Source organism: Streptomyces sp. NRRL S-920, assembly GCF_000717945.1.
GTDB lineage: Bacteria > Actinomycetota > Actinomycetes > Streptomycetales > Streptomycetaceae > Streptomyces > Streptomyces alboniger.
This window is the reverse complement of the sequence record NZ_JODF01000001.1, coordinates 259,034-284,750: the sequence shown is the minus strand read 5'-3', so window position 1 is coordinate 284,750 and position 25,717 is coordinate 259,034. Positions and strand designations below refer to the sequence as shown.

Annotated in this window: 28 protein-coding genes; 14 read left to right on the top strand and 14 right to left on the bottom strand. The window is 71.7% G+C overall.

Going from position 1 to position 25,717, the window contains the following annotated elements; genetic code table 11:
* Nucleotides 1-59: 59 nt before the first annotated feature.
* From IG54_RS0101280 to IG54_RS0101270, 3 genes are all read left to right on the top strand, one after another.
* Nucleotides 60-338, top strand: coding sequence for a hypothetical protein (locus IG54_RS0101280; RefSeq protein WP_030776040.1), 279 nt, complete (start codon nucleotides 60-62; stop codon nucleotides 336-338).
* Nucleotides 328-1,383 (top strand): polyprenyl synthetase family protein, encoded by a 1,056-nt coding sequence (locus IG54_RS0101275; protein ID WP_030776037.1) that lies wholly within the window; start codon nucleotides 328-330, stop codon nucleotides 1,381-1,383. Before IG54_RS0101280 ends, IG54_RS0101275 begins: the two co-directional genes overlap by 11 nt.
* 64 nt (nucleotides 1,384-1,447) lie before the next feature.
* A complete protein-coding gene (locus IG54_RS0101270) occupies nucleotides 1,448-2,608 on the top strand; it encodes an oxygenase MpaB family protein (RefSeq protein ID WP_030776034.1) in 1,161 nt (386 codons plus the stop codon).
* Here the strand turns inward: IG54_RS0101270 and IG54_RS0101265 are convergent.
* The 3 genes from IG54_RS0101265 to IG54_RS0101255 are packed head-to-tail and all read right to left on the bottom strand — an operon-like array spanning nucleotide 2,605 to nucleotide 5,110.
* Nucleotides 2,605-2,928 (bottom strand): STAS domain-containing protein, encoded by a 324-nt coding sequence (locus tag IG54_RS0101265; RefSeq protein WP_030776032.1) that lies wholly within the window; start codon nucleotides 2,926-2,928, stop codon nucleotides 2,605-2,607. The genes IG54_RS0101270 and IG54_RS0101265 overlap by 4 nt on opposite strands.
* The gene (locus IG54_RS0101260; RefSeq protein WP_037895914.1) at nucleotides 2,925-4,298 is read right to left on the bottom strand and encodes a PP2C family protein-serine/threonine phosphatase; all 1,374 of its coding nucleotides are present in this window, start codon (nucleotides 4,296-4,298) and stop codon (nucleotides 2,925-2,927) included. Before IG54_RS0101260 ends, IG54_RS0101265 begins: the two co-directional genes overlap by 4 nt.
* Nucleotides 4,298-5,110: an alpha/beta fold hydrolase gene (locus tag IG54_RS0101255; protein WP_030776026.1), complete on the bottom strand. Its 813-nt coding sequence runs from the start codon at nucleotides 5,108-5,110 to the stop codon at nucleotides 4,298-4,300. Before IG54_RS0101255 ends, IG54_RS0101260 begins: the two co-directional genes overlap by 1 nt.
* Before the next feature lie 188 nt (nucleotides 5,111-5,298).
* On the opposite strand from IG54_RS0101255, the gene IG54_RS0101250 reads away from it, so the two are divergent.
* Nucleotides 5,299-6,525 (top strand): cytochrome P450, encoded by a 1,227-nt coding sequence (locus IG54_RS0101250; protein WP_030776024.1) that lies wholly within the window; start codon nucleotides 5,299-5,301, stop codon nucleotides 6,523-6,525.
* Nucleotides 6,526-6,570: 45 nt separating this feature from the next.
* Here the strand turns inward: IG54_RS0101250 and IG54_RS0101245 are convergent, their stop codons facing one another.
* The 5 genes from IG54_RS0101245 to IG54_RS0101225 all read right to left on the bottom strand — a co-directional run bounded on the left by IG54_RS0101245 (nucleotide 6,571) and on the right by IG54_RS0101225 (nucleotide 11,181).
* Nucleotides 6,571-7,839, bottom strand: coding sequence for a cytochrome P450 (locus IG54_RS0101245; protein ID WP_030776021.1), 1,269 nt, complete (start codon nucleotides 7,837-7,839; stop codon nucleotides 6,571-6,573).
* The gene (locus IG54_RS0101240) at nucleotides 7,836-8,450 is read right to left on the bottom strand and encodes a GTP-binding protein (RefSeq protein WP_030776018.1); all 615 of its coding nucleotides are present in this window, start codon (nucleotides 8,448-8,450) and stop codon (nucleotides 7,836-7,838) included. Before IG54_RS0101240 ends, IG54_RS0101245 begins: the two co-directional genes overlap by 4 nt.
* Nucleotides 8,431-8,793: a DUF742 domain-containing protein gene (locus IG54_RS0101235; protein ID WP_037895911.1), complete on the bottom strand. Its 363-nt coding sequence runs from the start codon at nucleotides 8,791-8,793 to the stop codon at nucleotides 8,431-8,433. Before IG54_RS0101235 ends, IG54_RS0101240 begins: the two co-directional genes overlap by 20 nt.
* Complete coding sequence (locus IG54_RS0101230) at nucleotides 8,790-9,209, bottom strand: roadblock/LC7 domain-containing protein (protein ID WP_030776012.1); 420 nt, start codon at nucleotides 9,207-9,209, stop codon at nucleotides 8,790-8,792. Before IG54_RS0101230 ends, IG54_RS0101235 begins: the two co-directional genes overlap by 4 nt.
* A 118-nt stretch (nucleotides 9,210-9,327) precedes the next feature.
* Entirely contained in the window at nucleotides 9,328-11,181 is a 1,854-nt protein-coding gene (locus IG54_RS0101225) for a sensor histidine kinase (protein ID WP_051819173.1), read from the bottom strand.
* Nucleotides 11,182-11,528: 347 nt separating this feature from the next.
* Between IG54_RS0101225 and IG54_RS42425 the strand changes: the two genes are divergently transcribed.
* The gene (locus tag IG54_RS42425; protein ID WP_199809476.1) at nucleotides 11,529-11,672 is read left to right on the top strand and encodes a hypothetical protein; all 144 of its coding nucleotides are present in this window, start codon (nucleotides 11,529-11,531) and stop codon (nucleotides 11,670-11,672) included.
* An 82-nt stretch (nucleotides 11,673-11,754) separates the two neighbouring features.
* Here the strand turns inward: IG54_RS42425 and IG54_RS0101215 are convergent, their stop codons facing one another.
* On the bottom strand, nucleotides 11,755-13,974 hold the full coding sequence (locus tag IG54_RS0101215; RefSeq protein ID WP_037895908.1) for a catalase: 2,220 nt from the start codon (nucleotides 13,972-13,974) through the stop codon (nucleotides 11,755-11,757).
* A 258-nt stretch (nucleotides 13,975-14,232) separates the two neighbouring features.
* Entirely contained in the window at nucleotides 14,233-14,460 is a 228-nt protein-coding gene (locus IG54_RS0101210) for a DUF5133 domain-containing protein (RefSeq protein ID WP_030776004.1), read from the bottom strand.
* Between the two features lie 281 nt (nucleotides 14,461-14,741).
* On the opposite strand from IG54_RS0101210, the gene IG54_RS43420 reads away from it, so the two are divergent.
* Together IG54_RS43420 and IG54_RS42420 are read left to right on the top strand one after the other, a co-directional pair.
* The gene (locus tag IG54_RS43420; RefSeq protein WP_267883626.1) at nucleotides 14,742-14,870 is read left to right on the top strand and encodes an LPFR motif small protein; all 129 of its coding nucleotides are present in this window, start codon (nucleotides 14,742-14,744) and stop codon (nucleotides 14,868-14,870) included.
* Nucleotides 14,871-14,971: 101 nt separating this feature from the next.
* Nucleotides 14,972-15,127 carry a DUF6131 family protein gene (locus IG54_RS42420; RefSeq protein ID WP_167532773.1) on the top strand — a complete coding sequence of 52 codons (156 nt, stop codon included), beginning with the start codon at nucleotides 14,972-14,974 and terminating at the stop codon, nucleotides 15,125-15,127.
* A 23-nt stretch (nucleotides 15,128-15,150) separates the two neighbouring features.
* Here IG54_RS42420 and IG54_RS0101195 read toward each other — a convergent pair whose 3' ends face one another.
* From IG54_RS0101195 to IG54_RS0101185, 3 genes are all read right to left on the bottom strand, one after another.
* Nucleotides 15,151-15,891 (bottom strand): iron-containing redox enzyme family protein, encoded by a 741-nt coding sequence (locus IG54_RS0101195; protein WP_030776001.1) that lies wholly within the window; start codon nucleotides 15,889-15,891, stop codon nucleotides 15,151-15,153.
* A gap of 113 nt (nucleotides 15,892-16,004) precedes the next feature.
* Nucleotides 16,005-17,300 (bottom strand): MFS transporter, encoded by a 1,296-nt coding sequence (locus IG54_RS0101190; protein WP_030775998.1) that lies wholly within the window; start codon nucleotides 17,298-17,300, stop codon nucleotides 16,005-16,007.
* Nucleotides 17,297-17,839, bottom strand: a complete 543-nt coding sequence (locus IG54_RS0101185) for a MarR family winged helix-turn-helix transcriptional regulator (protein WP_234335914.1) — start codon at nucleotides 17,837-17,839, stop codon at nucleotides 17,297-17,299. Before IG54_RS0101185 ends, IG54_RS0101190 begins: the two co-directional genes overlap by 4 nt.
* An 83-nt stretch (nucleotides 17,840-17,922) precedes the next feature.
* Between IG54_RS0101185 and IG54_RS0101180 the strand changes: the two genes are divergently transcribed.
* From IG54_RS0101180 to IG54_RS0101165, 4 genes are all read left to right on the top strand, one after another.
* Nucleotides 17,923-18,618: a ribonuclease H family protein gene (locus tag IG54_RS0101180; protein ID WP_030775992.1), complete on the top strand. Its 696-nt coding sequence runs from the start codon at nucleotides 17,923-17,925 to the stop codon at nucleotides 18,616-18,618.
* Between the two features lie 160 nt (nucleotides 18,619-18,778).
* Nucleotides 18,779-19,192, top strand: a complete 414-nt coding sequence (locus IG54_RS0101175) for an ATP-binding protein (RefSeq protein ID WP_030775989.1) — start codon at nucleotides 18,779-18,781, stop codon at nucleotides 19,190-19,192.
* Between the two features lie 79 nt (nucleotides 19,193-19,271).
* On the top strand, nucleotides 19,272-20,819 hold the full coding sequence (locus tag IG54_RS0101170; protein ID WP_037895905.1) for an alpha/beta fold hydrolase: 1,548 nt from the start codon (nucleotides 19,272-19,274) through the stop codon (nucleotides 20,817-20,819).
* Nucleotides 20,820-21,100: 281 nt separating this feature from the next.
* Entirely contained in the window at nucleotides 21,101-21,358 is a 258-nt protein-coding gene (locus IG54_RS0101165; protein WP_030775984.1) for a hypothetical protein, read from the top strand.
* A 101-nt stretch (nucleotides 21,359-21,459) separates the two neighbouring features.
* Here the strand turns inward: IG54_RS0101165 and IG54_RS0101160 are convergent, their stop codons facing one another.
* Nucleotides 21,460-21,939: an HIT family protein gene (locus IG54_RS0101160; protein ID WP_030775981.1), complete on the bottom strand. Its 480-nt coding sequence runs from the start codon at nucleotides 21,937-21,939 to the stop codon at nucleotides 21,460-21,462.
* A gap of 107 nt (nucleotides 21,940-22,046) precedes the next feature.
* Here IG54_RS0101160 and IG54_RS0101155 point away from each other — a divergent pair, with 107 nt between their 5' ends.
* The 3 genes from IG54_RS0101155 to IG54_RS0101145 are packed head-to-tail and all read left to right on the top strand — an operon-like array spanning nucleotide 22,047 to nucleotide 25,716.
* The gene (locus tag IG54_RS0101155) at nucleotides 22,047-22,580 is read left to right on the top strand and encodes a 2Fe-2S iron-sulfur cluster-binding protein (protein ID WP_030775979.1); all 534 of its coding nucleotides are present in this window, start codon (nucleotides 22,047-22,049) and stop codon (nucleotides 22,578-22,580) included.
* On the top strand, nucleotides 22,577-23,572 hold the full coding sequence (locus tag IG54_RS0101150) for an FAD binding domain-containing protein (protein WP_030775976.1): 996 nt from the start codon (nucleotides 22,577-22,579) through the stop codon (nucleotides 23,570-23,572). Before IG54_RS0101155 ends, IG54_RS0101150 begins: the two co-directional genes overlap by 4 nt.
* 38 nt (nucleotides 23,573-23,610) lie before the next feature.
* Nucleotides 23,611-25,716 (top strand): xanthine dehydrogenase family protein molybdopterin-binding subunit, encoded by a 2,106-nt coding sequence (locus tag IG54_RS0101145; protein WP_030775973.1) that lies wholly within the window; start codon nucleotides 23,611-23,613, stop codon nucleotides 25,714-25,716.
* Nucleotide 25,717: the final 1 nt, after the last annotated feature.

The following is a 25,717-nucleotide window of genomic DNA, read 5'->3' as shown; positions in this document are numbered from 1 at the left end:
GATGTGCGGGCCCGCCTGAAGCGGGCGCCGGGTGTACGTGCTCTGGTGGGAGAAATGTCATGACGCGAGAAGCGAGCCTGATCGGCGGTCTCGGTGAGCGGGCCGTGCTGTTGGCCGTGGGCCTGGCCGATCTGGGGGTGAGCACGCTGGGCACCGCCCTGGGGACGGCGCAAGGGCTGCTGCGCCGCTCGGACACCTCCGAGCTGGCGGCGCAGGCCGAGCACGACCTGCTGGCGCGCGGGCGCCTGGTGCGGGACCGGTTCGCGACCGTGCCCCCGGCCCACCTGGAGACCCTGGCCCGGCACGCGCTGGCTCGACGGGCCGCCGATGACCTCTGACCTGTGGGAACCCGCACGGTTCAAGGACCGCGTCGATGTGATCCTGCGTCAGTTCGTAGGCCAGGAGGCCGCGCTGTTCGCGGACATCGACCCCCTGCTCGGTCCGGTGACCGACCAGCTGGAGGCGGCGGTCGCGGACGGCAAGCGGCTGCGGGCGGCGTTCTGCTACTGGGGCTGGCGCGGAGCGGGCCAGCCCGACAGCGACGCTCTGGTGCGGGCGGCGGCCTCGATGGAGCTGGTGCATGCCGCCGCCGTCGTGCACGACGACCTCATCGACGACAGCCCGATGCGGCACGGCCGGCCCACCGCCCACGTCGCACTGCGCGGCACCGTCCTCGACCGCCCCCGCGCCTCGGCGTCCGCCAGGTCGCTGGCGATGCTGGTGGGCGATCTCCTGATGGGGCTCGCCGGGCAGTTGTTCGCCACCAGCGGTCTGCCCGCCGCCTATCTGGCCCGGGCCCGCCCCCTGTGGTCGGCCCTGACCCGGGAGCTGATCGCGGGTGAGTGCCTGGAGATCCTGCGCACCGGCACGGACCCGGACACCGCGGCCTCGTTGAAGGTGATCCGGTACAAGACCGCCAAGTACACCGTCGAGCAGCCCCTGTTGATCGGTGGCGCCCTGGCCGGCGCGGCCGGTCGGCTCCGCGAGGGCTACTCCGCGTACGGCCTGCCGCTGGGCGAGGCGTTCCAGCTGCGGGACGACCTGCTCGGCCTCTTCGGCGACCCGGAGCGCACCGGCAAGGCCAACGCCGACGACGTGCGCGGTCAGCGGCCCACGGCCCTGCTCGCCGAGACCTGGCGCCTCGCCGGCGCCGACGAACGGGACCGGTTGCGCGCCCTGCTGGGCCGGCCCGATCTGGACGCGGAGGGCCTGCGCACCGTACGCGACATGATGCGCGACCTGAGGACGCCCGACCGCATCGAGGACATGATCACCGTCCGGGTCCGGGAGGCGCTGGACGCGCTGCACACAGCGGACGTGTCGGCGCCCGCCGCCAGAGCCCTGACGGCGCTGGCTCATTCGGCGGCGGCCCGCCAGTCCTGACGCCCGCGCGAGCAGCGCGCGTCGACGCCCACCCGAAGTCAACCCGAGAACGAGGAACTCAGTCATGCTGCACACCGAGGCATCGATGACCGCCCTGCGCGAGCCCGGGGACGAACTCGCCGACGCCACCGTCGCCACGCTCTTCGAACGCGGTGAGGTGGGCAAGTTCAACACGCTGATGCGGTACGTCTCCACCGTCGGGGCTCCCCTGCCGGAAGGGCTGCCGGACGTCGCCCGGGAGTACCTCGCGGCCACGAGCTATCCACCGGCCTGGGTGGACTGGGGCGAGATGGAGAAGGCCCGGCTGTTCTTCATCGACAACAACGTGCACATCTCCACGGCCCTCTCCTTCGCCTCCATGCCCGCCTGCTATGTCGTGCCGGCCGTGGCGAAGCTGCTGTCGACGACCCACGGACTGGCGTACCCCTCCAGGCGGATGGCGGAGACGGGCCAGTTCACCGTCTATCTGATGCAGCCGGGGGCCTTCGAGGCGGGCAGCCGCTTCATCCCGGCCGCGCAGAAGGTCCGCCTGCTGCACGCCTCCATCCGCCACCACCTCAAGCGCGAGAACCGCTGGGACACCGAGACGCTCGGAACGCCGATCTGTCAGGAGGACCTGATCGGCGGGCAGATGTTCTTCTCGCTGCTCGTGCTGGACAGCCTGCACCGCCTGAACATCCACATGTCGACGGAGGGCGCGGAGGCCTACTACTACGCCTGGCGTGTGGTCGGGGCGATGCTCGGCATCGACCAGGACGCGGTCCCCAAGACGCTCGACGAGGCCCGCCAATTCCTCGACCTGTACATGATCCGGCACATGGGGCCCTCCGAGGAGGGCGCACACCTGACCCGGCAGCTCATCGACCTCTACGAGGAAGTCGTGCCCGGCACCTTCTTCGACCCGGTCGTCTCCGCCCTCATCCGCTACCTCATCGGCGACACCTGCGCCGACTGGCTGCGCGTACCCAGCACCGCGTGGGACACCGTCGTGAAGACCGTCCCCCACCTCCTCGGAGTGCTGGAGGCCATCGAGGACCGCTCGCCTCTCGGCGCCTGGGCGCTGGACCGCCTCGGCAGCCTCACCGCCGTCCTGGAGCTGTCCTCCCTCACCCGCGGACGCGTCATGCACTACGCCATCCCCGAAGAACTGAGGAAGGAGTACAACGTCTCCAACACCCCGCCCCGCTCCCGCCGGTGGATCCCGCCGACGTCCACCGTCGTCTAGTCGGTGCTGGAACGGATGGTGAAGACCTGATCCAGGCCGGCGACGGTGAGGATGCGCAAGGTGTTGGCGGGGACGTCGACCAGGGCCAGGTCGGCGCCGGTGGTGTGGGCGCGACGGCGGGCGGCGAGGAGGGCGGTGATGCCGCTCGAGTCGCAGAACTCCAGGCCGGACAGGTCGATGACCAGGCTCTGCCCCGCGCTCAGGGCCAGCGCTTCGACCTGTTCGCGCAAGGACGCGGCCTGCTGGTAGTCGAGGGCGCCTGCCACGTGCAGCACGGGTCCGGTCTCGGCGTCCCGGCGGATGATGTTCAGTGGGCTCATCGTGGTTGCTTCGTTGTCGAGTGGTCGGTCGCGGGGGCGGTCCCGCGGGCGGGGACTCCGAGGGCGAGCAGAGCGGTGTCGTCGTCGAGGCCCTCGCCGAAGCCCTCCAGCAGCTCGGTCAGCGAGGCGACCACCTCCCCCGCCGAGGAAGCGGCCGGGGAGGCGGAGGCAGGGTCGGCGAAGAAGGCGCGCAGCGCGTCATCGCCGAACATGCTCTCGCGGCTTCGCCCGGCGCGGGCCTCGGTGAGGCCGTCGGTGTAGAGCAGAATCGTATCGCCGGGACCGAGCGTGGTCTCCGCCGTGCTGAAGGAGGCGTCCGGCAGGGCGCCCACGAGCAGGCCGCCGGGTGTGGGGAGGTAGTCCGCGCGTCCTTCGCCGCGTACCACCAGTGCCGGAGGATGGCCACCGGAGGCGAGCCGGATGGTGGTGCGGCCCTCGCCCGGTTCGATGACGCCGAAGATGGCGGTGCAGTAGCGGGGGTCGCCGCCGGCGGTGTACCGGTCGTGCAGGACGGAGTTCAGCGTGGCCAGCGCCACGGCGGGTTCGGGGTCGTGGAGGGCGGCCGCCCGCAGGGTGTAGCGGGTCAGTGACGTGAGCGAGGCCGCCTGGGGCCCCTTGCCGGACACGTCTCCCAGGAAGAACGCCCAGCGGCCCTCGCCCAGGGGGAACAGGTCGTAGAAGTCGCCGCCCAGCAGGTCCGGGGACGCGGTGTGGTAGTAGACCGCTGTCTCCAGGCCCGGCACGACGGGCAGCGAGGAGGGGACGAGCGTCTGCTGGAGAGCGGCGAGCGCGTCGGCGAGCCGTTCGCGGTCGGCCTCGGCCTGGCGGCGTGCCTGCTCCGCCTCCGCGCGCGACCGTTCGGCCTCGGCACGGGCTCTTTCGGCCTCCGCGCGCGCCTGCTCGGCCTCTTCGCGGCGGCGCAGGAGTTCCTGTTCGTAGGCGCGCCGGTCGGAGGCGTCGAAGACGGTGGTGCGGATCAGCAGGGGTTCGCCCTGACCGCCGTACTTGATCACGGAGGAGACCAGCACCGGCAGCCGTCGGCCGTCGGCGGCCTTCATCTCCAGAGCGATGCCGCCCAGTTCGCCCCGCATGCGCAGCAGCGGCGCGAAGTGCGTCTCGTGGTACAGCTTCCCGCCGACGGTCAGGAGGTCCGCGAAGCGCGCCTCGCCCACGACGGCCTCGCGTTCCATGCCCAGCCAGTCCAGCAGCGTGGCGTTGATCTTGGCGATGGTGCCGTCCATCAGCGTCGACAAGTAGCCGCAGGGCGCCGACTCGTAGAGGTCCTCGGCGCTGTCCTCCAGCAGCGCCGTGAACGCGGCGTTCGTACCGGCCGCGCCGCCGGCTCCCGGCTCTCCGCCCGAGCGGCACATCACCGCGGGTCCTCCAGGGAGCCGAGGAAGTCGAGGATCGCCTCGACGGTGGCCTCCGGCGCGCTCAGCTGCGGGCAGTGACCGGTGGCGTCCAGCGTGACCAGCCGGGAGGAGGGAATCGCGTCGCGCACGTACGCGCCGACCTCGCGGGGGGCGATCACGTCCTCGGCGCACTCCAGTACGAGGGTCGGCACGGTCACGCTCCGCAGGTCCGCGCGGCTGTCGGACAGGAAGGTGGTCCGGGCGAAGACCCGGGCGATCTCGGGGTCGGTGGCGCAGAAGCTGTTGGTCAGCTCCTCCCCGAGCGCCGGTCGCTCCGGGTTGCCCATGATCACCGGAGCCATCGTGGCGGACCAGCCCAGGTAGTTCGACTCCAGTGAGCCCAGCAGTTCGTCGATGTCCTCCGCGGTGAAACCACCGCGGTACCCGTCCTCGTCGATGTAGCAGGGCGAGGGAGTCACCATCACCAGCGCCCCGATCCGCTCCGGCGCCGAACGCGCGGCCATCACCCCGACCATCGCGCTCACCGAGTGCCCGACGAACACCGCCCGCTCCAGATCCAGCTCCTCGCAGACCTCCACCACGTCCTCGGCGTAGCCGTGCAGGGAGGAGTACCGCTCCTCGCTCCAGGCCGACAGGTCCGAGCCCCCCGAGCCGACGTAGTCGAAGAGCACGACCCGGTACCGCTTCGCCAGCGCCGGCACCGCGAGCCGCCACATGTTCTGGTCGCATCCGAACCCGTGCGCCAGGACCACCGCCGGTGCGTCGGCGGGGCCGGTGACTGTCACGTTGTTCCTGCGGCGAATGTCCATACCAGTCATCCTCGCATCCGCCTTCCGCGCTGGCCTCAGCGGCCGCGGGCTGGGGCCGAGCCACACTCTCGGGGGCGATTTTCAGCCAACGTTAGTGCAGCGCTCAACAGTCGGCCAGGAGCGGTCTGGCTGGGTTCGACGGTGATCAATAACCTGATGCGCGTTGCCTGTACCGACCAAGGAGCCCTATGTCCGCCGTGCAGCAGGTCCCCGACATCCTCTCCCCCGAGTTCGCCAAGGACCCCTACCCGGCTTATCGGGCGATGCGGGAGAAGGCGCCGCTCTTCTGGCACGAGGCGACACAGAGCTGGATCGTCTCGCGGTACGAGGATGTCGAGCGGGTGTTCAAGGACAAGGGCTCGCAGTTCACCACCGACAACTACGACTGGCAGATCGAGCCCGTCCACGGCAAGACGATCCTCCAGCTCAGCGGTCGGGAGCACGCCGTGCGGCGCGCTCTGGTCGCGCCCGCCTTCCGCGGCAGCGATCTCCAGGAGAAGTTCCTGCCCGTCATCGAGCGCAACTCCCGCGAACTCATCGACACCTTCCGGCACACCGGCGCCGTGGACCTCGTCGAGGGCTACGCCACCCGCTTCCCCGTGAACGTGATCGCCGACATGCTGGGCCTCGACAAGGCCGACCACGCGCGCTTCCACGGCTGGTACACCACGGTGATCGCGTTCCTCGGCAACCTGGCGGGCGATCCGGAGGTCGCGGCGGCCGGCGAGCGGACCCGGGTCGAGTTCACCGAGTACATGATCCCGATCATCCAGGAGCGCCGCGAGCACCTCGGCGACGATCTGCTGTCCACCCTGTGCGCCGCCGAGGTCGACGGCGTACGCATGAGCGACGAGGACATCAAGGCCTTCTGTAGCCTGCTGCTCGCCGCCGGCGGTGAGACCACGGACAAGGCGATCGCCAGTATCTTCGCCAACCTCCTGACCCACCCGGATCAGCTCGAAGCCGTCCGGCAGGACCGCACGCTGATCGCCCGCGCGTTCGCCGAGACGCTGCGCCACACGCCGCCCGTCCACATGATCATGCGGCAGTCGGCGGCCGATGTGGAACTCAGCGGTGGCACGGTCCCCGCCGGGGCCACCGTGACCTGCCTGATCGGCTCCGCCAACCGCGACGAGCGGCGCTACCGCGACCCGAACCGCTTCGACATCTTCCGGGACGACCTCACCGCCACGACCGCGTTCTCCGCCGCCGCGGACCATCTCTCCTTCGCGCTCGGCCGCCACTTCTGCGTGGGCGCGCTGCTGGCCAAGGCCGAGGTGGAGATCGGTGTCGGTCAGCTCCTGGACGCCATGCCCGACATGCGGCTCGCCGAGGGCTTCGATCCGGTGGAGCAGGGGGTGTTCACCCGGGGGCCGCAGTCGCTGCCGGTGCGGTTCACCCCCGTCACCGCCTGACCCCGGGGCGGGGCGCCACCCGCACGGGCGGCGCCCCGCCCGGACTCAGTGCGTCACCGGCGTGAACCGCACCGGCAGCGACATCAGACCGCGCATCCAGATGGACGGGCGCCAGGCCAGCTCCTCGGGCTCCACCGCGAGGACGAGGTCGGGCAGGCGCTCCAGGAGCGTCTCGACCGCGGTCCGGGCGATGACATCGGCGAGCAGCGGCGCCGGGTAGGGGCAGCGGTGCTCGCCGTGGCTGAAGGAGAGGTGGGCGGAGTTCTCCGGGCCGACGTGCGCGTCGGGCCAGATCTGCGGGTCGGTGTTGGCCGCGGCGAGGCCGAGTACCAGGCAGTCGCCCGCCCGGATCTGCCGCCCGCCGAGCTGGGTGTCACGCACCGCCCAGCGTCCGATGAAATTCTGCGTGGGCGTGTCCAGCCACAGCACTTCGTTGAGCGCCTCGCCGACGCTCAGCCGCCCGCCGGACACGTTGAGGGCGAACCGCTCGTCGGTCAGCATCAGCCGCAGCGTGTTGCAGATCCAGTTGGCCGTCGGCTGCTGGGCCGCCGCGATGATGGAGATCAGATCCTGGACGATCTCCTCGTCGGTGAGGCCCGCGGGATGCAGCAGCATCCGCGAGGTGACGTCGGCGCCGGGCCGCTCCCGCTTCTCCTTGACCAGGAGCTGGATCCGCTCGCCGACACGCGTGTACGCCGCGACGGGGTCGTCCCCCTCCCCCGCGTCGAGGGAGATCCGCAGGTCCTCCACGAGCTGCTGCGTGTCGGTGCCCGTCTCGGGCATGCCGCACATCTGTACCGCGGCCCGCATGGGGAGTGCGTGGGCGTACGCGCTCATCAGTTCCGCCTGCCCGCTGCCGGCGAACGCCGCGATCAGCCGGTCGGCGATCCGGCCGCTGTCCCGGGCGAGTTCGAACTGGTCGACTCCCTCCAGCGCCTCCGTGATCACGCCGGCCCGCCGCCGGTGCTCCTCGCCCTCGGTGAACAGGACCGACGGCTGGTAGCCGACGAACGGCATCAGCGGCCAGTCGGCGGGGATGCGGTCCCACTGGTTCCAGCGGCGCGAGTCCCGGGCGAACAGTTCGTCGTGGCCGGTCACATAGCTGACCTCGGAGTAGCCGAGGACCAGCCACGCCGGCACGTCCCCGTCGAGCAGCACCGGCGCGACCGCGCCGTGCTCACGGCGCAGGCTGCGGTAGAGCTGCGCGGGCGTCTGCTGGTACTCCAGGCCACCCAGGCGTACGCCGCCCGCGTGAGCGGGGCACCCCGGGGGCGGGGCGCTCTGCTCGAAGGGGGATCCGGTCGGCTCGGTCACGGTGTCATCTCCTGGGCCATGGCCAGTTTGTAGAGGTGGTCCACGAGGGTGATCAGGACGTCCTTGCCCGACGATCTCACCCTCGCGTCACAGTCGATCAGCGGCACATGGCCGGGCAGTGCGAGGGCCTGGCGGATCTCCTCCAGGGAGTGCCGGGAGGTGTCGTCGTCGAACCTGTTCACCGCCACCACGAACGGTGTCCTGTGGTGTTCGAGACGGTCGATCGCGTACCAGGAGTCGTCCATCCGCCGGGTGTCGACCAGGACGACCGCGCCCAGCGTGCCGGCGAAGAGGCGGTCCCACAGGAACCAGAAGCGCTCCTGGCCCGGTGCGCCGAACAGATAGAGCACCACGCGTTCGTTGAGGCTGATCCGGCCGAAGTCGAACGCCACCGTCGTGGTGGTCTTGCCGGCGACCTCGGACGTCTCGTCGACACCGATCCCGGCCTGCGTCATCACCTCTTCGGTGTTCAGCGGGCGGATCTCGCTGACCGAGCGGACCAGCGTGGTCTTGCCTACCCCGAATCCGCCCACGACCACGATCTTCAGGCCGGTCTCGGCGGTGTCGGACAGAGGAGTACGGGCGGGCAGCTCAGAGGTTGCGGAGCCCATGGAGCACCTCCTTGAGAAGGGCGGATTCGGGGATCGAGGCGACCGCGTCGGCCGCGCGGGGGTGGCGGGCGGTGATCCGGCTCGTCGCGAGCAGGTCGCCCAGCAGAATCCGCACCACGGTGATCGGCAGTCTCAGCTCCGCGGCGATCTCCACCACGGCCGTGGGGTGGCGGCACAGGTCGAGGATCCGGGCGTGCTCCGACTGCATCCCCGCGGTGGGCTCGCACTCGCTCACCACCAGGGTGACCAGGTCGAACGAGTCGTCGTCGGCCCGGCTGCGGCCACCGGTGACCGTATAGAGCCGGTCCGGGTCACCCACGTCCACGGGCCCGCGCGGCGTCACGAGGAGGCGCTGCCTTCGCGCTCGGCGCGCGGCTCGGCGCGCAGGTGCTCCCCGATCTGCTCCACGAGCTCCGTCATCTGGTGGCCCACGACGCCCGGGTCGGCGTTCTCGTCCGCCACGACCGCCAGGTGCGCTCCCTGCCCCGCCTCGACGATGAAGAGGAGCCCGCCGTGGAACTCCGTCATGGAGTGCCGGACACCGCCGGTCCCGTCACCGAACTCCGCGGACGCGCCCTGGGCCAGGGCCTGGATGCCGGAACAGATCGCCGACAGCTGGTCGGCCTGGTCGAGCGTCAGATGCTCGCTCCAGCACAGCTTCAGGCCGTCCCGGGAGAGCACCAGGGCGTGCCGCGTGCCGGGGGTGCGCTGGAGAAGGCTCTGTAGGAGCCAGGTCAGGCTGTTGTCAGTGGTCTGCATGGTGGGTGGGGCGAGGTGCGCCGGGCGTGCCCGGTCACCGGCCCGTGCCTCCAATCTCACGATCTTGAGCGGGGGGAAGAGGGGGCGCCGGACCCGGGCGCCGTGCGGGGGCTGCGGTCTAGTAGGCCGGTGGCGGCCCGGAGTCCGCGGGGGAGCCGGGGGCGTCCGGGGCGTCGGGCGTGGCGGGGAATCCCGGGGCGTGGCCCCCGCGCCGGGCGCGGTGGAAGGCGCCGAAACGGGATCCGGCGTCACGGGCTGGCCGGCCCGCGTCACCGGGGAGGTTCCCGGCGTCCGGCGCGGCGGCGGCCTCGGACGACGCCTTGCGCTGGCGGCGCTCACGGTCCGCCTCGGCCATGGTGCGGCCCGGGGCGCGTACGGGCAGGCCGTTCGGCGTGGCCGCGGGGGCGGCCGCGGGCGGGGCCTGCGGCGGCGGGGAGGCGGGGTCCGCGGCGGTGGGCCGTGCGGGGGCCGCAGGTGCCGCCTGAGCCGGGAGTGCCTCGGGAGTTACAGGGAAAACGGGGGTCTCCTCGGCCGCCGGGGCGGGTGCCTGCGGGACGGTCGCTGCCGGGATCGGCGGGGGCGTCGGCGCGGCATCGCGGCGTACCGGCTGCTGCGGGGCGGGGTCGCGCTGCTGGGCGAGGAGCTGCGGCGGCAGGAGGACCACGACGCCCGTGCCGCCCCGGGAGGACGGGCGGAAGTTGACGCTCATGCCGTACTTGGCGGCGAGGCGGCCGACCACGGCGAGGCCGAGGCGGGTGCCCTGGAGCGAGGCGAGGTCCGTCATCCGTCCGGAGACGGACTCCTCGGCCCGGCGCATCGCCGCGTCGGCCATCCGCAGGCCGCTGTCCTCGATCGTCACGACGATGCCGGCGCTGCGTTCCTCCACATAGACGTGCACCTCGTCGATGGGCGGGGAGAAGTTCGCCGCGTTGTCCATGAGTTCGGCGAGCAGGTGCATGACGCTCTCCGCCGCGAACCCGGCGACGGCGACGGTCGTCGAGCAGTGCAGCCGCACCCGCTGGTAGGCGGAGATGCGGCCGACGGCGCCCCGCAGGATGCTCTCCATGACGATCGGCTTGTTCCACGCGCGGCTGGAGCGGCCGCCCATCAGCAGCGCAAGACGGTCGGTCATCAGCCCCAGTTGGGACGTGCTGTGATCCAGTCGCAGCAGGTCGCCGAAGACCTCCACGCCATGCCGCTCCTGCATGTCCCGCAGGTCGGCGAGCATGCTCACGGACTTGGCCTGGACGCGGCTCAGCGCCTTGGCCGAGGCGGCCTGCGCGGCGGCCGCGCGCCGCTCGCTGTGGGCCAGCTCCCGCACGAACGACTCCGCGGGCAGGCGCAGCAGGGGGTTCTGCGGCCACTGGAGGCCCGCGAGGACGGTGTCTGCGGAGGCTCCCTCGCGCAGCTGCTCGATCGCGGTGGGCAGCGTCACCTTCGTGAGGAGGTCGAACTCCTCGGTGGCCTGCGCCAGTTGTTCCTGCGCCCGGCCGCGCTGGGCCTCAAGGGCACCGGCGTGCCGAACCGATTCCTCTACGACGGAGGCGAACGTCTGGACGATCTGGCGTAGTTGGGCGTCCGAGGGAGGCGCCGTGTGCGCCAGGGCCTGTGCCGCGCCCGCGCCGTCGCGCAGCTGCTTCACGAGGATGGGGAGCGTGACGTTCACGAAATGCGCGGACTCGGCGCCCTGGCGGCCCAGCTGAGCCTTCAGGGTGTCGGCCTCGGCGCGGTCCGCCGCGGCGGACCGGCGTATTCGCTGACCGGCCGCGGAGCTGACGAGCAGACAGACGGCCAGGCACAGCCAGCCGACCGCGATCGAGGCCGCCGTCCAGCCCCGGGCGGCGTCCGGTGCCGTGGCAGCCGCGGCGGAACCGGCGCCGCCGGTGACCACCAGCACGCCGAGGGGCACGGCCCACGCGGGGCGCCCCGCCTTCGCTGTGCGGCGCGGGCTGGGAGGAGCAGGCACTGACATTCAGCGGTCCCTCGGTCCTTGAGTGCAGGAGAACAACGAGCCGATCGTTACGCCTCGGTCGCGGCCCGGAGGGGCACGCCAAGGGGACGACGATCTTCCGGGCCACATCGCGCCATGCTAGCCACCCGTTCGGGCGTAAACGTCAGCGAGGTGGATCAGGCGGCCTCGTGGAGAAGTTCGTCGCGATCTCGCCCCCTCGAACGCACGTCAGTGATAGAGGAGTTCGGCGATTTCGGCGTGCCCCCCATCGGCTTGCGTCTGCTCGGCCTCGGCACGCACCCACCGCGCCTCAGTGGGTACACGGAGTGGTGCACTGATCCGTTCGCCCTCGCCCCATAGGAGGAGTCATGCCCGGCATGATCACGAAGATCAAGGAGTTCGTCCGGAGCCCGCAGGGCCGGCGCACCGTCGAACAGGTGCGTCGCGCCTCCGCCGATCCGCGGCGGCGTGCCCAGGCTCAGCGGTTCCTGAGCGGGCTGCGCCGACGGTGACCACACAGCCCATGGGCCCGCCCGGGGCCGTGAAGGCCCCGGGCGGGCCCGGGTGTCGGACGGTGCGTCGGCTCAGAGCGCGTCAGACCGCGGCGGGGAAGCGGTCCCACACGCGGTGGCTGCCGAGGAGCTGCGCCACCTGCTCCAGGGCCTCCACGCCGCTGCCCGCGACCACCACACCGGGCGCCGTGTCGGTGATCCCGGCCGCTCGAAGCGCCGCGTCCGCTCCCGCCCAGCCGCCGAGCGCCTTGCCGTGGCGGTAGGCCTCGGCCGCCATCAGCATGACCCGCGGGTCGACGGAGGTGCCGGGGCTCGTCGGCTCACCGGCCTTGGCGTCCCGGGCTCCGTACGCGTCCGACCCCGGCGCCGGGGAACCGGCGAGCAGGAGCGCGTCGAACTCGACCGAGCGCGCGTTGGCGAACGTCCGCTGTACGGCGATGGGGTCCTTGCCCGCGTCCAGCAGACCGCCGGTGGGGGCGATGACGAGCGGGACCATGCCCGCGTCCAGCACCGCACGGCGTGCCGAGCGGATCCCGTCGAGGTCGGTCTCCCCGTCGGTGACGATGCCGACGATCCGGCCCTCCACCGGCCAGGTCTGCCCGAGCTGGGACAGGGCCGGGCTGGGCTCGGTGTCCGCGAGGGCCACGGTCGGCTCCGGGGCGGGCAGGCCGAGCCCGTCGGCGACCTGGCCGCAGAGCTGCGGGTCGATGTTGGCCAGGACCTGGAGCGCCCGCTCCTTGATGGCCTGCTCGTAGCACTTGCTCAGCTCGAAGGTGTAGGCGGCGATGATGTGCTCCCGCTCGACGGGCGTCATCGAGAGCCAGAACTGCCGGGGCTGGCTGAAGTGGTCGGAGAAGGACTCCGGGGCTTCGCGGACCTTCTTCGCGGCCGGCACGTCGACGGGGACCTCGACGTACGCGCCGTTGTCCGCCCCGGCGAGGAACGGACAGCCCCCGTCGAGCGAGTTGGGGCGGTACGGAGCGGTCCCGGCGTGGACGGCGGTCTGGTGCATGCCGTCACGCAGCATGTCGTTGACGGGCGCGTGGGTGCGGTTGATGGGGAGCTGCGCGAAGTTGGGGCCGCCGAGCCTGCTGATCTGCGTATCCAGGTAGGAGAAGAGGCGGCCGGTGAGCAGCGGGTCGTCGGTGATGTCGATGCCGGGGACGAGGTGGCCGGGGTGGAAGGCGACCTGCTCGGTCTCGGCGAAGTAGTTGGTCGGGTTGGCGTTCAGCGTGAGCAGCCCGATGGGCTGCACGGGCGCCAGCTCCTCGGGGACGATGTTCGTCGGGTCCAGCAGGTCGATGCCTTCGAAGGTCTGCTCGGCGTTGTCGGGGAAGACCTGGATGCCGAGTTCCCACTGCGGGAAGGCCCCCGCCTCGATGGCGTCGGCGAGGTCGCGGCGGTGGAAGTCGGGGTCCATGCCGTTGGTGATCTGTGCTTCCTCCCAGGTCAGGGAGTGCACGCCGAGCTTCGGCTTCCAGTGGAACTTGACGAGGGTGGTGGCGCCCTCGTGGTTGACGAGCCGGAAGGTGTGGACGCCGAAGCCCTCCATCATGCGGTAGGAGCGCGGGATCCCCCGGTCCGACATGTTCCACAGGGTGTGGTGGGTCGCCTCCGTGTGGAGGGTCACGAAGTCCCAGAAGGTGTCGTGTGCGCTCTGGGCCTGCGGGATCTCCCGGTCGGGGTGCGGCTTGCCCGCGTGGATGATGTCGGGGAACTTGATGGCGTCCTGGATGAAGAAGACCGGGATGTTGTTGCCGACGAGGTCGAAGGTGCCTTCCTCGGTGTAGAACTTCGTGGCGAAGCCCCGGGTGTCGCGCACGGTGTCCGATGAGCCTCGGGAGCCCAGCACCGTGGAGAAGCGTACGAAGACGGGTGTCTCGGTGTCCTTGGCCAGGAAGGCCGCCTTGGTGACCTTGGCGGCCGTTCCGTATCCCTTGAAGATGCCGTGGGCCGCCGCTCCGCGCGCGTGCACGACCCGCTCGGGAATGCGTTCGTGGTCGAAGTGCGTGATCTTCTCGCGCAGGTGGTGGTCCTGGAGCAGCACCGGCCCGCGGGCACCGGCCTTGAGCGAGTGGTCGCTGTCGTAGAGGCGGGCGCCCTGCGCCGTGGTGAGGTAGGCGCCGCTCTGGGCGCGGGCCGAAGCGGGGGCCCCCGTGGGCTTGCCCGTCGGGGACACCGCCTCGGGGGACTCCTGGTCCGGCTTGGCGGGCAGGGGCTCGTGCGGCTCGGTGGGCTCGGCGACCGACGGGGGCTGCGGGGCCGGCGCTCCGGGGATGTCGTTCCGCTTCTCATCGCTCATGGTGGCTCCAGTGGTGAGGGGGTGTCACAGCCATGGCCTCGTGAGGGCGGACCCAAACAAGGGCGTACGCCGTCCAGCCGTGCTTCTATGGCGCTCCGGGCGGCGGCACGAGGCCGGGCGCGAGAACCGCGCGTGCGTAGGGACCGCGCGTTCCAGGTGGACCTTCCACGCCTGCCGCCCCGTGTGCCCGAGGGCCACGGGGCGAAACGGAATACTCCGGCCGGTGCGAAGGCGGGGCGGTCGTCTGCCTTCGGCCGGTCAGGCGGCCAGGCCGGAGTCCTCCCGCGAGGTCACTCCCGCCAGCTGGGCCCGCGCCGAGGCGAGCGCCGCGTCCAGGGTCCGCGTGCCCGTGGAGACGCACAGGGTGTACGAGACGTCGTCCAGCTGCCGACGGACCTCGGCGGAGTCCTCCTTGGCCTGGAGCTGTCCGAGCGTCGTGTGGGTTTCGAGCAGGGCGCGCAGGAACGAGGGGTGGGGCCTGAGCACGTCGTGATCCTTCCGTCCGGGGCGAGGAATCCCTGTTGTACGGGGAATCGCCGTTTTGGCTGTCCCCTTGTGCCCCGTCGAACGATCGGTAATCACAAGATTCCGGAATGGGCTCACAAGGCGGCGGAGCGGCCCGAGTATCTCCGCGTCGCTCGGTCGCCGGAATTTCTCTGTGTTTTCGACGTCACTCTCAGGGCAACCGGTAGGAGCAGCGAACAGAACGGCACGCGGCAATTGCCCGTCGCACGACTCGCACCACAAGATTCCTTGGAGGCCCACACATGCTGAAGGCCATTGCAGACGTTCTCCGCTCCATCGGCGGAGCCATCGCCACGGTGGTCACGCTTCCGTTCCGCGCCGTCGCGCGGCTCTTCGGCGGGGCCTCCGACACCGCTCACGGTCACCACTGACGTCGTTGCCGCACGGGCCCCAGGAAGGGACCGACTTCGCGGCTGTCGCCCAGCACGCTTAAGGCGCATACTTGAAATAATTCAGAGGGTCGGAGGATCCAATGATCGCACTCGGAATCATCCTGCTCGTTATCGGCCTGGTGGCCGGTATCTCCATCCTGTGGACCATCGGAGTCATACTGGTCATCATCGGTGCGGCTCTGTGGGTCCTCGGCTCCGTCGGCCACGCTGTCGGTGGCCGACGGCACTATTGGTGACGGCCGCGGCTGAGTGACCGGTATCAGCGAGCTTGGTCCGCGGCGAGGTCGGCGCGGGCCAGTTCCAGGCACTCGCCCACGAACTCGGCGTAGGAGGCGAGCACTTCGGTGCCCGCCTCCACCATCGCGTCGAGGAGTGGGGGCCGGTCGGTCAGGGCGGTCTCCAGCATGCGTCGGTCCAGCGCGATGTGGCCGACGTCCACGACGACGTGTTCGTCGAGGAACGTGAACCGCGAGGCGTCGTCGCCCATGGTGCGCTTGCAGTTGATGACCAGGTCGACGGCGAATCCGGCCGAGAGCTGCTCCATCTCGTAGAGCGCGGCGACGGTGCACACCGGTTCCGTACCGCCGCTGAGGCGCTCGAAGAGCGCGTTGTAGCGCGCGGCGGAGGGCAGCGCCGGCGCGCTCGCGAGGATGTCCTCGGTGTCCAGGACGACGCCGCCCCTGGCGCCGAGCAGCGCGGCCGTGGAGCGGGCGTCGTCGACCATCAGCCGGTCGTGGCCCGTCTCGCCGCGGGCGTGCTTGATCAGTCCCTCCCCCACCGAGTCATGGCCGGCGTCCCGGGAACGGGCGCCGGCCCTCTCGATGACGCGCTGCATGTCGCGGGTGACGTGCACGCCGTGCAGGCAGTAGCGGTAGTGCCACTGGAGGAACAGCCGGGATTCGGTCTGCGGCGACCCCAGTTCTAGGACGGCGGGGTGTTCCGCGAACTCTTTCCTGGCTGCCTCGGCGCGTGCTTCGTACTGATCTAACACAGAGGGCATGTGCGGTCTCCTCCACGTGTCGGACGGGCCGGTTGGTACGGCCGTCCAGTGTGCGCGGAGCCTCTGACGCGTGGCTGACGCTCTCCGTCCCCGCTGACCGCCCCCTCGACGCTTCAGGAGATCGAGTCGGCCGCCTTGGCCGCGTCGGCAGTCCGCGAGGGCCTCGGCCTGTCGGTGGCGGGCGGGGTGCGGTAGGCGCGCAGCGAAGGGTTCGTCGCGGCCACCGCCGCGATCATAAGGACGGCTGACAGGCCGCCGGAGACCAGCGCGAAGGACGCCGAGGTGGCCGACGCCAGCAGACCACCGCGGAAGTTGCCCACCTCGGGGCCCGCGACCCCGATGACGTGCTCCACCGAGGAGACCCGGCCCCGGTACGCGTCCGGCGTCTCCCACTGGATCAAGGCGCTGCGGGTGACCACCGACACCGTGTCGGCGGCACCGGCCACCGCCAGGCAGGCGAGCGCCGTCCACACCTGCCCCGCCAGCCCGAACCCGGCCAGCGCCAGACCCCACGTGGCGGCCGCGATCAGCTGCACCTGCCCACCGCGGTGCCGCCGCGTCACGGCGCCGGACACCAGGCCGGCGCTGACGCCTCCGACCGCGACGGCCGAGAGGAACAGACCGAGGGTCTGCGGATCGCCGCCGAACCGGACCTCGTTGACCAGCGGGAAGAGCGCGATCGGCATGGCGAGCAGCGTCGCGGACAGGTCGGTGGCCATCGAGCCCCACAGGGTCGGGCGGCGCAGCACGACCCGCCAGCCGCCGCGCTCGGCCCGACGGCCGCCACCTCCCGCGCCGGGCCCCACGGGCTTCATGGCGGGGAGGCGGATCATCGCGAGCATCGAGATCGCGACGGCCACGGCCTGAGCGGCGTAGGCGGCGAAGAGGCCCCAGCGAGCGATGATCAGGCCGGCCAGCGCGGGACCGGCCAGCATCGCCGTCTGGAAGGAGAGGTTGGACAGTGCCAGACCGGCCGCCACCTGGTCGGACGGCAGCAGCCGGACGGGGAGGGTACGCCGGGCGGGGGCGCCGAGTGCGCCGCACGCCGTCCCTGTGGCGACCAGCGTGAGCAGCAGCACCACGTTCTGATGGCCCGCCAGGGCCTGGGCGCACAGCCCTGCCGCGACCAGCAGTTGACCCGCGGTGGTGGCGCGCACCACCGCGCGGCGGTCTGCGCGGTCGGCCAACGCGCCGCCGAGCAGCCCGAAGAGCACCATGGGCACGCCGGTGGCGAGCCCGATGGCGCCGGTGCCTACAGGGCTGCCGGTCAGCTCCCAGACGTGGGCCAGCACCGCCACAGTGGCTATCTGCCCGCCGAGTTGGGAAGCCGCGGAGCCCGCCCACAGGTCACGGAACGCCCGGTCGGCGCGGAGCGGGCGGGTGTCGAGGAACCAGCCGCGCACTCTCATCCCGGCGGCTCGACGAGGTGGTGGAGGATCCGCTGCCGCATCGAACGGTGGTCCAGCGCCCGCCGCAGCTCCTCCACGACGAGTGTCAGCGCGTACGGGATCTCCGCGTCCAGCTCGGCGACGGCCGCGTGGGTGGCGCGCCACTCGCTCTTGAGGAACGGGACCAGGGCCCGGCCGCGCTCGGTCAGGTCGATACGCCGGGTGCGGGCGTCGGGCCCCGGCTCCGAGGTGACCAGGCCCTCCTTGCGCAGGGCGGCGACCGTCTGGCTGATCGCGGAGTGCGAGCGGTTCAGGGATTCGGCCAGCTCGCGGATGGTCAGCGGTCCGGTGTGGGCGAGCCGGATCAGCGGATAGGCGAACCGCGGCCGGACTCCCTCGATACCGCGCTCGACATAGACCTGCTCGATCTCGGCGTCCATGGCGGCCAGCAGCTCGTGCAGCGGCCGCCACGGGTCGGGCTGTGCCGTGGGATCGAGCGGAGCCGTGGAGGTGAGCGGAGCCGTGTGGTCGACCTGTGCCGCGTGGTCCGAATTTGTCACAGCGCTAATATAACAGCGCTTGGATAATGTCTCTTCGGCCCGGCGGTGTCCGGGCGCCGGGCAGCGGATGAAATCATCGAGGAATGTCTGACCTGATCATTGCCGCCTGCGACGGAGCGGCCAAGAAGAACCCCGGGCCCGCCGCCTGGGCCTGGGTGGTCGCCGACGCCGAGGGGCACCCGCAGCGCTGGGAGGCCGGCCCGCTCGGCCACTCCACGAACAACGTGGCCGAACTGACCGCGCTGGCCGAGCTGTTGGAGGCCACTGATCCGGCGGTGCCCCTCGAAGTACGGATGGACAGTCAGTACGCGATGAACGCGGTCACCAAGTGGATCGCCTCCTGGAAGCGCAACGGCTGGCTGACCGCGGCGAAGAAGCCGGTCGCCAACAAGGACCTCGTCGTACGCATCGACGCACTGCTGCAAGGCCGCGCCGTGACGTTCCGGCACGTGGCCGCCCACCGCGTGGACGGCGATCACCTCAACGCGATCGCCGATGTCGCGGCCAGCGACGTCGCGACGAGCCAGCAGCCCGCCGGCACCGCCCACGGGGCGCGGGAGATCCCCGAACCGCGTGCGGACCGCGTGACCGCCTCCCCCGCGGGCCGCGCGCCCAAGAAGACCGCCGCCGCCCGCGCGAGGAAGGGGGCGTCGGGCGCCGTCATCAAGGCGAAGTTCCCTGGCCGCTGCCACTGCCAGAAGCCGTATGCCGCCGGGGAGAAGATCGCGAAGAACGCGCACGGCTGGGGCCACGTGGAGTGCCGGGACGCCGATGGCTGACCCCCAGACTGACACCGACGACTGACATCGACGACGCTCTCTGCAACGGTTCGGCAACCAGCTGTTCCCGGCCATGCGGAGGGCATTAAACCTGCCGGTTTCCGGGCAGGGGTACCTCTCGTACAGCTATTCCACAGGAGGACCGAAGGAGGGGAGGCTCATGCGGACGCAGCAGATCCGGCTCGATGACGGGCCGCCTGAGACGGCCACCTTCGACAAGGAGCCCCAAGCGGTCACCGACGCCCGGGACCTCACGCGCGGCTTCATCGCCGGGCTGACCCCGGCCGTCGGCGACCAGACCGCCGCGAGCATCGAACTCGTCGTCTCCGAGCTCATCACGAACGTCGTACGCCACGCCCGCGGCGCCCTGTGCTCGCTGCGTCTCCAGGCGCGGGCCGACGCCATCACCGTCATGGTCTCGGACGCGGACCCGCGAGCACCTCAGGAGCGCACGCCCGACCTCGTGGGGGGCACGGGCGGATTCGGCTGGCCCATGGTGCGGAACCTGGCGGAGGCCGTGAGCGTGACCCTCGGCGCGACCGGCAAGACCATCCGCGCGGAGCTGGCGAGGTAGGCCCTGGGGTTGGCCCCCGGAAGGATCGGGGGGCTGACCGCAGTGAGCCGGGACGTGGCCCACGCCTAGCGTGCGGTGCATGCGAACCAACATATTTTTACGGGCCGCTGTCGCCGCCACCGCGGTGCTGACCGTGGGGGCGGGCGCCTTGCCCGCGACGGCGAAACCCGCCGGGACGCCCGCCACGGCGGCCAAGCCGCTCGGGAAGTACTACGACCAGACCCTCGACTGGCACACCTGCACACTCGGTCCGGACGACACCACCGGACAGAAGCTCGACGCCGCGGGCGTCCAGTGCGCCGACGCCACCGTGCCCCTCGACTACTCCGACCCGGGCGGCAGGACCATCACCGTCGCCCTGTCCCGGCTGCGCGCCACGGACTCCGCGCACCGCGTCGGCCCGCTGCTGCTCAACAACGGCGGGCCGGGAGGACCGGGCCTCGACATGCCGCTCCTCGTCGGCGAGACCATGGGCAAGGTGGCCCGCAAGTACGACCTCATCGGCATGGACCCGCGGTTCGTAGGCCGCTCCACGCCGCTGGACTGCGGCTGGGACGTCGGGTCGGCGGTCTTCTCGGCCGGCTCCGACCGCGCCGGATTCAACCGGTCGGTGGCCCGGCAGCGCGAGCTGGCCGAGCGGTGCCGGCGCACGAACGGTGACGTGCTGCCGTACGTCACCACCCGCAACACCGCCCGCGACATGGACGTCATCAGGGGCGCCCTGGGCGCGAAGCGGATCTCCTACTTGGGCTTCTCCTACGGCAGTTACCTCGGCGCGGTCTACACCAAGATGTTCCCCGGCCGCACCGACCGCATGGTGCTCGACGGAGTCATCGACCCCGCCCGGTACAGCCAGACGCTCCTCGCGGACGCCACCGCTGCCAATGAGCGAGCCCTCCACGACTGGGCGGCCTGGGCCGCCGCCCGCGACGAGACCTACGGCCTCGGAAGCACCCCCGCCGCCGTGCGGGCCACCGTGGAACGCATCCAGGACGCCGCCGCCGACAAGCCGTTGCGGGTCGGGAGGTTCCGGGTGGACGAGCACTACCTGCCCGTCGTCTACTTCGCCGGCCTGGGCAGCGACCTCGACACGCAACGGGCTCAGCTCGCCTCCGTGACCCGCACGCTCGCACGCGCCGCCGACCGGGACCGCGTGGAGCCGGGGCCCTGGCTGGCGCAGATGCTGGAGAATTTCACGACCGCGGCGGGGTCGCACCAGGGCAGCGCGCAGACAGCCATCCTCTGCGGGGACGTCGCGACCCGGCGTGGGATCGAGAGTTACTGGCGTGACATCCAGGCCGCCCGCGACGGGGCTCCCTTCGCCAGTCCCCTGACGCACAACATCGCGGCCTGCGAGTTCTGGGACCGCCCCGTCGAGGCGCCGACCGTGGTCGACAACGACGTGCCCGCGCTGCTGGTCAACGCCACCGGTGCCACGCGTACCACCTACTCCGGAGCGCGGCAGGTGCGTGAGAAGTGGTCGCGGTCCCGGCTGATCACCGTGCCCGACGCCAACCAGCACGGCGTCTACGCCGACTACGGGAACGCCTGCGCGGACAAGGGGGTGAACGCCTACCTGGACACCGGCAAGCTGCCGGCACGCGATGTCACGTGCCGCGGGCGGTGAGACGCGTGAGCGGCCGCACCCTGTCCCACGAAGGCGCGGCCGCTCAGCTCACAGGTGGCGCCGCCCACTGACCATTCAGCGACGCCTGTCAGGTTGTCACCCCTGCACCCATCGCCTGCCCGCCGCCGAGGCGCTCACACCTGCCACGGGCGGCGGGTTTGGACAACTGCCAGTCAATTCGAGGTGGGCAGGAGCTGACGCCGTTCGCTCTGATGGCGGAATCGTGCGGTGTGTAGCCGGGGTGGACGCATCCTCACCCGCTCACGGCCGTTTGAGAGGGCATGAGCAACCAGAAGCGAGCCATCGCCGTCCTGACCCTCGCCGCAGCCGCCCTCGCCATGGGAGGCCCGGCCGAGGCCGCCGCGACCGCCGTCCACGAGGGACCGGCGAAGGACAAGAGCGTGGGCACGGCCCTCGGCGAGACGCTGGCGGACCCGGGCACCACCAGCAAGCACGTCATCAAGGGCACCAAGCAGGGCCTCGCCATCGCCAAGGCGGGGTTCGAGGCCACCCAGGGCAGCATGATGCCGAGGACCTGAACGCTGAGCGGCCACTGATCCCTGGCCCACCCCACCCGCCCACCGGACCGACCCACCCGACCGCCGGGCCCGCCGACCTGATGGCCGGCGGGCCCGCGCCGTCACTCCGGCGAACCCAGCAGATCGAGTTCCCGGCCGATCGCCTCCCGCAGTTCACCGTGGCGCGGGCCGAGCGCGAACCGGCGGTCACTCCACCGCTCGCGCGGATAGAGCCACACCGGCATACCGACCAGCTCCGCGGGCTCCCACTCGAACCGCGGCCAGACGTGCGCGTGCAGAAAGCCGTCCGTGTTGCCGAGGATCTCCAGGTTCACGCGCCGGAACGCGGGATCCATCCGGCGACAGGCCCGCTCGACCGCCTCCCCCAGTCGGTCCATGTCGGACAGAAAACCGAGCCGCTTGTCCCTGGGCAGGTCGGACAGGCTCCGCACAGCGGGGTCGTCGGTCAGGAGCACCGAGTATCCCGGCAGGAACTGCACGTCCCCCATCGCGGCGAACCCCGCCCCCAGACGCCGCAGCACCGAGGGGTTCTCCCCTCTCAGCGCACTGCCGATGCGGTCCCTCTTCCAGTCGTCAGTCATGGCCGCGACCCTATGTGGCGTCGTCCGGCATGCCGGAACGTGTGTCCTGGCCCAGGCTGGAAAGGCGGTCACCTCACGGACCACGTCGGACGAGGGAGCAGAGTCTCATGGGAACCGAAGTGTTCCACTCGGAAGTGCCCCTGACGGTGAACGGCGAGCCCCGCCGTCTCACCGTCGACCACCGCTCGACGCTGCTGGACGTCCTGCGCGAGCAGCTGGGCCTGACCGGCGCCAAGAAGGGCTGTGACCACGGCCAGTGCGGGGCCTGCACCGTCCTTCTCGACGGGCGCCGCGCGAACAGCTGTCTGCTGCTCGCCGTCGCCCACGAAGGGGCCGACATCACCACCGTCGAAGGGCTGTGCTCCGCCGACGGTGAGGGGATGCACCCCGTGCAGCAGGCGTTCTTGGAGCGCGACGCCTTCCAGTGCGGCTACTGCACCCCGGGGCAGATCTGCTCGGCCGTCGGCGCCCTCGCGGAGGCCGAGGCGGGCCACCCCTCGCACGTGACGGACCCGGGGGCGGGCGCGGGCTCGCCCATGGAACTGACCAGGGAAGAAATCCAGGAGCGGCTGAGTGGAAACCTGTGCCGGTGCGGCGCCTATCCGCACATCGTCGAGGCCGTGGAGGACGTGATCCGGTGAAGTCCTTCATGTACGTACGCGCCCACAGCGTCGACGAGGCCACCGCCGCGCACGCGGGCCGGTCCAGCTCCCGCTACCTGGGCGGCGGCACCAATCTCGTCGACCTGATGAAGCTCGGCGTGGAGCGCCCCCGGACGCTCATCGACGTCAGCGCGCTGCCGCTGGACTCGGTCGAGGAGCTGCGCGACGGGTCCCTCCGCGTCGGGGCGACCGTGCGCAACAGCGACCTGGCCGCCCACCCGCTGGTGCGCGAGCGCTACCCCGTGCTGTCCCAGGCGCTGCTGTCGGGCGCGTCGGGCCAGCTGCGCAACATGGCCACGACGGGCGGCAACCTGCTCCAGCGCACCCGCTGCCCCTACTTCCAGGACGTGGGCAAGCCGTGCAACAAGCGGGAGCCCGGCACCGGCTGCGGCGCGCGCGACGGCGTCCACCGCGACCACGCGGTCCTCGGCCAGTCGCGGCAGTGCATCGCCACCCACCCCTCCGACATGGCGGTCGCGCTGGCCGCGCTCGACGCCCAGGTGGAGTTGTACGGCGCGGGCGGCCGGCGGACCGTACCCGCGGCCGAGTTCCACCGGCTGCCGGGCGAGCGCCCCGACGTGGACACCGAGATCGCACACGGCGAACTGATCACCGGCGTCCTGCTCCCGCCCACGGCCGTGGGACTGCCCTCCGCCTACCGCAAGGCCCGCGACCGCGCCTCGTACGCCTTCGCGCTCGCCTCCGTGGCCGTGGTCCTGAGCGTCGAGGAGTCCGTCGTACGCGACGTACGGATCGCCTTCGGCGGTCTGGCGCACCGGCCCTGGCGTGCCCTGCGCGCCGAGCAGGAGCTGCTGGGCGGTGCCGCGAGCGACGAGGCGTTCCGGCGGGCCGTCGACGCCGAGCTGGCCGAAGCCGAACCGCTGCGGGACAACGGCTTCAAGGTGCCGCTGGCCCGCAACCTCGCCTGTGACGTACTGGGGCGGCTGGCCGCCTCGCCCACGGGTACCTGAATCGGCCCCGCCCCTCCGCTATCCAGGGAGAAACCTCCATGCCGGACACCAGCAACGCTCTCGGGGCGCCCACCGAGCGCAGGGAAGGCCCCGACAAGGTGACCGGGGCCGCACGTTACGCCGCCGAGCACACGCCCGACGGGTGCGCCTACGCCTGGCCGGTCCCGGCCACCGTGGCGCGCGGAGAGATCATTTCCATCGACGACACGGCTGCCCGCGCCCTGCCCGGGGTCCTCGACGTCCTCAGCCATCTCAACGCACCGCGCCTGGTCGAGCCGGACGACGCGAACCTCCTCGTACTCCAGGACGCCCACGTCCCGCACCGCGGCTGGTACGTCGCTCTCGTCGTCGCCGAGACCCTGGAGGCGGCCCGCGAAGGCGCCGCCGCCGTCCACGTCGACTACACCGAGGAGCCGCACGACGTCACCCTGCGCACCGATCACGCGGACGCGTACGTACCCGAGGACACGGACGGCACCTCGGGGGAGCACGTACGCGGCGACGCCGACGGCGCGCTGGACTCCGCGCCCGCCCGTGTCGACGTCGTCTACCGCGTGCCGCCGCTGCACAACCACCCCATGGAGCCGCACGCGGCGACCGCCCGCTGGCAGGACGGGCGGCTGACCGTGTACGACTCCAGCCAGGGCGCCACCACCGTGCGCGATGTCCTCGCGGGCATGTTCGCCCTGCCCAAGGAGCGGATCACGGTCGTCTCCGAGCACGTCGGCGGCGGCTTCGGCTCCAAGGGCACTCCTCGCCCGCAGGTGGTGCTCGCCTCCATGGCCGCGAGGGTGACCGGACGGCCGGTCAAACTCGCCCTGCCGCGGCGCCAGTTGGCGGCGGTGGTGGGTCACCGTTCGCCGACCGTCCAGCGGGTGCGGCTCGGCGCGGAGAGGGACGGCACGCTGATCTCCGTGGTCCATGAGGTGACCTCGCAGACCTCCCGCGTCAAGGAGTTCGTCGAGACCGCGGCCGCCGCCACGCGCGTCATGTACGGCTCGCCGCACAGCCGCACCACCCACCGGGTCGTGCCCCTCGACGTGCCGAGCCCTTCGTGGATGCGGGCGCCGGGTGAGGCGCCGGGCATGTACGCGCTGGAGTCGGCGATGGACGAACTCGCCGAGCGTCTCGACCTCGACCCCGTCGAGCTGCGGCTGCGCAACGACACCCCCACGGAACCCGACAGCTCCCGGCCCTTCAGCAGCCGGCATCTCGCCGAGTGCCTGCGCGAGGGCGCCCGCCGCTTCGGCTGGGCCGAGCGTGATCCGCGGCCCCGCTCGCGCGCCGAGGGACCCGTCCTGGTGGGCAGCGGGGTCGCCTCCGCGACGTATCCGGCACTCGCCTCGCCGTCCCGGGCGAGCGCGCACGCCTACCCGGACGGCAGTTACGTGGTACGCGTCAACGCCACCGACATCGGTACGGGCGCCCGCACCGTGCTCGCGCAGGTCGCCGCCGACGCGCTCGGCGTCCCGGTGGACCGGGTGCGGGCCGTGGTCGGCAGCAGCGATCTGCCGGACGCGCCGCTCGCGGGCGGTTCCTCGGGAACGTCGTCATGGGGCTGGGCGGTCCACGAGGCGTGTTCGCGCCTCGCCAAGCGGCTTGCCGAGCAGCAGGGCCAGCAGCTGCCCCCGGAGGGGGTGGGCGCCTCCGCCGACACGGCGGGCACCGCGGACGCGGACAGCGAGTACGCGCGGCACGCTTTCGGCGCGCACTTCGCCGAGGTCGGCGTCGACACGGTGTCCGGGGAGGTACGCGTACGCCGCCTGCTGGGCGTCTACGCGGCCGGGCACATCCTCAACGCCCGTACGGCGCGCTCGCAGTTCATCGGCGCGATGACCATGGGCATCGGGATGGCGCTGACGGAGAACAGCACCATGGACGCGGCCTTCGGTGACTTCGTGGAGAGCGACCTCGCCGCCTATCACGTCCCGGCGCACGCGGACGTTCCCGCGCTGGAGGCGCACTGGATCGACGAGGACGACCCTCATCTGAACCCCATGGGCAGCAAGGGGATCGGAGAGATCGGCATCGTCGGGACGGCCGCCGCCATCGGCAACGCGGTGCGCCACGCGACCGGCGTACGACTGCGCGAGCTGCCCCTCACGCCGGACCGGGTGCTGGCGGGCCTCACGCGCGGCCAATAGA

Excerpts from the sequence above, each read along its gene's own strand:
- IG54_RS0101280 (WP_030776040.1), top strand. The coding sequence starts at position 60 with ATGACGCGAGAAGCGAGCCTGATCGGCGGTCTCGGTGAGCGGGCCGTG.
- IG54_RS0101275 (WP_030776037.1), top strand. The coding sequence starts at position 328 with ATGACCTCTGACCTGTGGGAACCCGCACGGTTCAAGGACCGCGTCGAT.
- IG54_RS0101270 (WP_030776034.1), top strand. The coding sequence starts at position 1,448 with ATGCTGCACACCGAGGCATCGATGACCGCCCTGCGCGAGCCCGGGGAC.
- IG54_RS0101265 (WP_030776032.1), bottom strand. The coding sequence starts at position 2,928 with ATGAGCCCACTGAACATCATCCGCCGGGACGCCGAGACCGGACCCGTG.
- IG54_RS0101260 (WP_037895914.1), bottom strand. The coding sequence starts at position 4,298 with ATGTGCCGCTCGGGCGGAGAGCCGGGAGCCGGCGGCGCGGCCGGTACG.
- IG54_RS0101255 (WP_030776026.1), bottom strand. The coding sequence starts at position 5,110 with ATGGACATTCGCCGCAGGAACAACGTGACAGTCACCGGCCCCGCCGAC.
- IG54_RS0101250 (WP_030776024.1), top strand. The coding sequence starts at position 5,299 with ATGTCCGCCGTGCAGCAGGTCCCCGACATCCTCTCCCCCGAGTTCGCC.
- IG54_RS0101240 (WP_030776018.1), bottom strand. The coding sequence starts at position 8,450 with ATGGGCTCCGCAACCTCTGAGCTGCCCGCCCGTACTCCTCTGTCCGAC.
- IG54_RS0101230 (WP_030776012.1), bottom strand. The coding sequence starts at position 9,209 with ATGCAGACCACTGACAACAGCCTGACCTGGCTCCTACAGAGCCTTCTC.
- IG54_RS0101225 (WP_051819173.1), bottom strand. The coding sequence starts at position 11,181 with ATGTCAGTGCCTGCTCCTCCCAGCCCGCGCCGCACAGCGAAGGCGGGG.
- IG54_RS42425 (WP_199809476.1), top strand. The coding sequence starts at position 11,529 with ATGCCCGGCATGATCACGAAGATCAAGGAGTTCGTCCGGAGCCCGCAG.
- IG54_RS0101215 (WP_037895908.1), bottom strand. The coding sequence starts at position 13,974 with ATGAGCGATGAGAAGCGGAACGACATCCCCGGAGCGCCGGCCCCGCAG.
- IG54_RS43420 (WP_267883626.1), top strand. The coding sequence starts at position 14,742 with ATGCTGAAGGCCATTGCAGACGTTCTCCGCTCCATCGGCGGAGCCATC.
- IG54_RS42420 (WP_167532773.1), top strand. The coding sequence starts at position 14,972 with ATGATCGCACTCGGAATCATCCTGCTCGTTATCGGCCTGGTGGCCGGT.
- IG54_RS0101195 (WP_030776001.1), bottom strand. The coding sequence starts at position 15,891 with ATGCCCTCTGTGTTAGATCAGTACGAAGCACGCGCCGAGGCAGCCAGG.
- IG54_RS0101190 (WP_030775998.1), bottom strand. The coding sequence starts at position 17,300 with ATGAGAGTGCGCGGCTGGTTCCTCGACACCCGCCCGCTCCGCGCCGAC.
- IG54_RS0101180 (WP_030775992.1), top strand. The coding sequence starts at position 17,923 with ATGTCTGACCTGATCATTGCCGCCTGCGACGGAGCGGCCAAGAAGAAC.
- IG54_RS0101175 (WP_030775989.1), top strand. The coding sequence starts at position 18,779 with ATGCGGACGCAGCAGATCCGGCTCGATGACGGGCCGCCTGAGACGGCC.
- IG54_RS0101170 (WP_037895905.1), top strand. The coding sequence starts at position 19,272 with ATGCGAACCAACATATTTTTACGGGCCGCTGTCGCCGCCACCGCGGTG.
- IG54_RS0101165 (WP_030775984.1), top strand. The coding sequence starts at position 21,101 with ATGAGCAACCAGAAGCGAGCCATCGCCGTCCTGACCCTCGCCGCAGCC.
- IG54_RS0101160 (WP_030775981.1), bottom strand. The coding sequence starts at position 21,939 with ATGACTGACGACTGGAAGAGGGACCGCATCGGCAGTGCGCTGAGAGGG.
- IG54_RS0101155 (WP_030775979.1), top strand. The coding sequence starts at position 22,047 with ATGGGAACCGAAGTGTTCCACTCGGAAGTGCCCCTGACGGTGAACGGC.
- IG54_RS0101145 (WP_030775973.1), top strand. The coding sequence starts at position 23,611 with ATGCCGGACACCAGCAACGCTCTCGGGGCGCCCACCGAGCGCAGGGAA.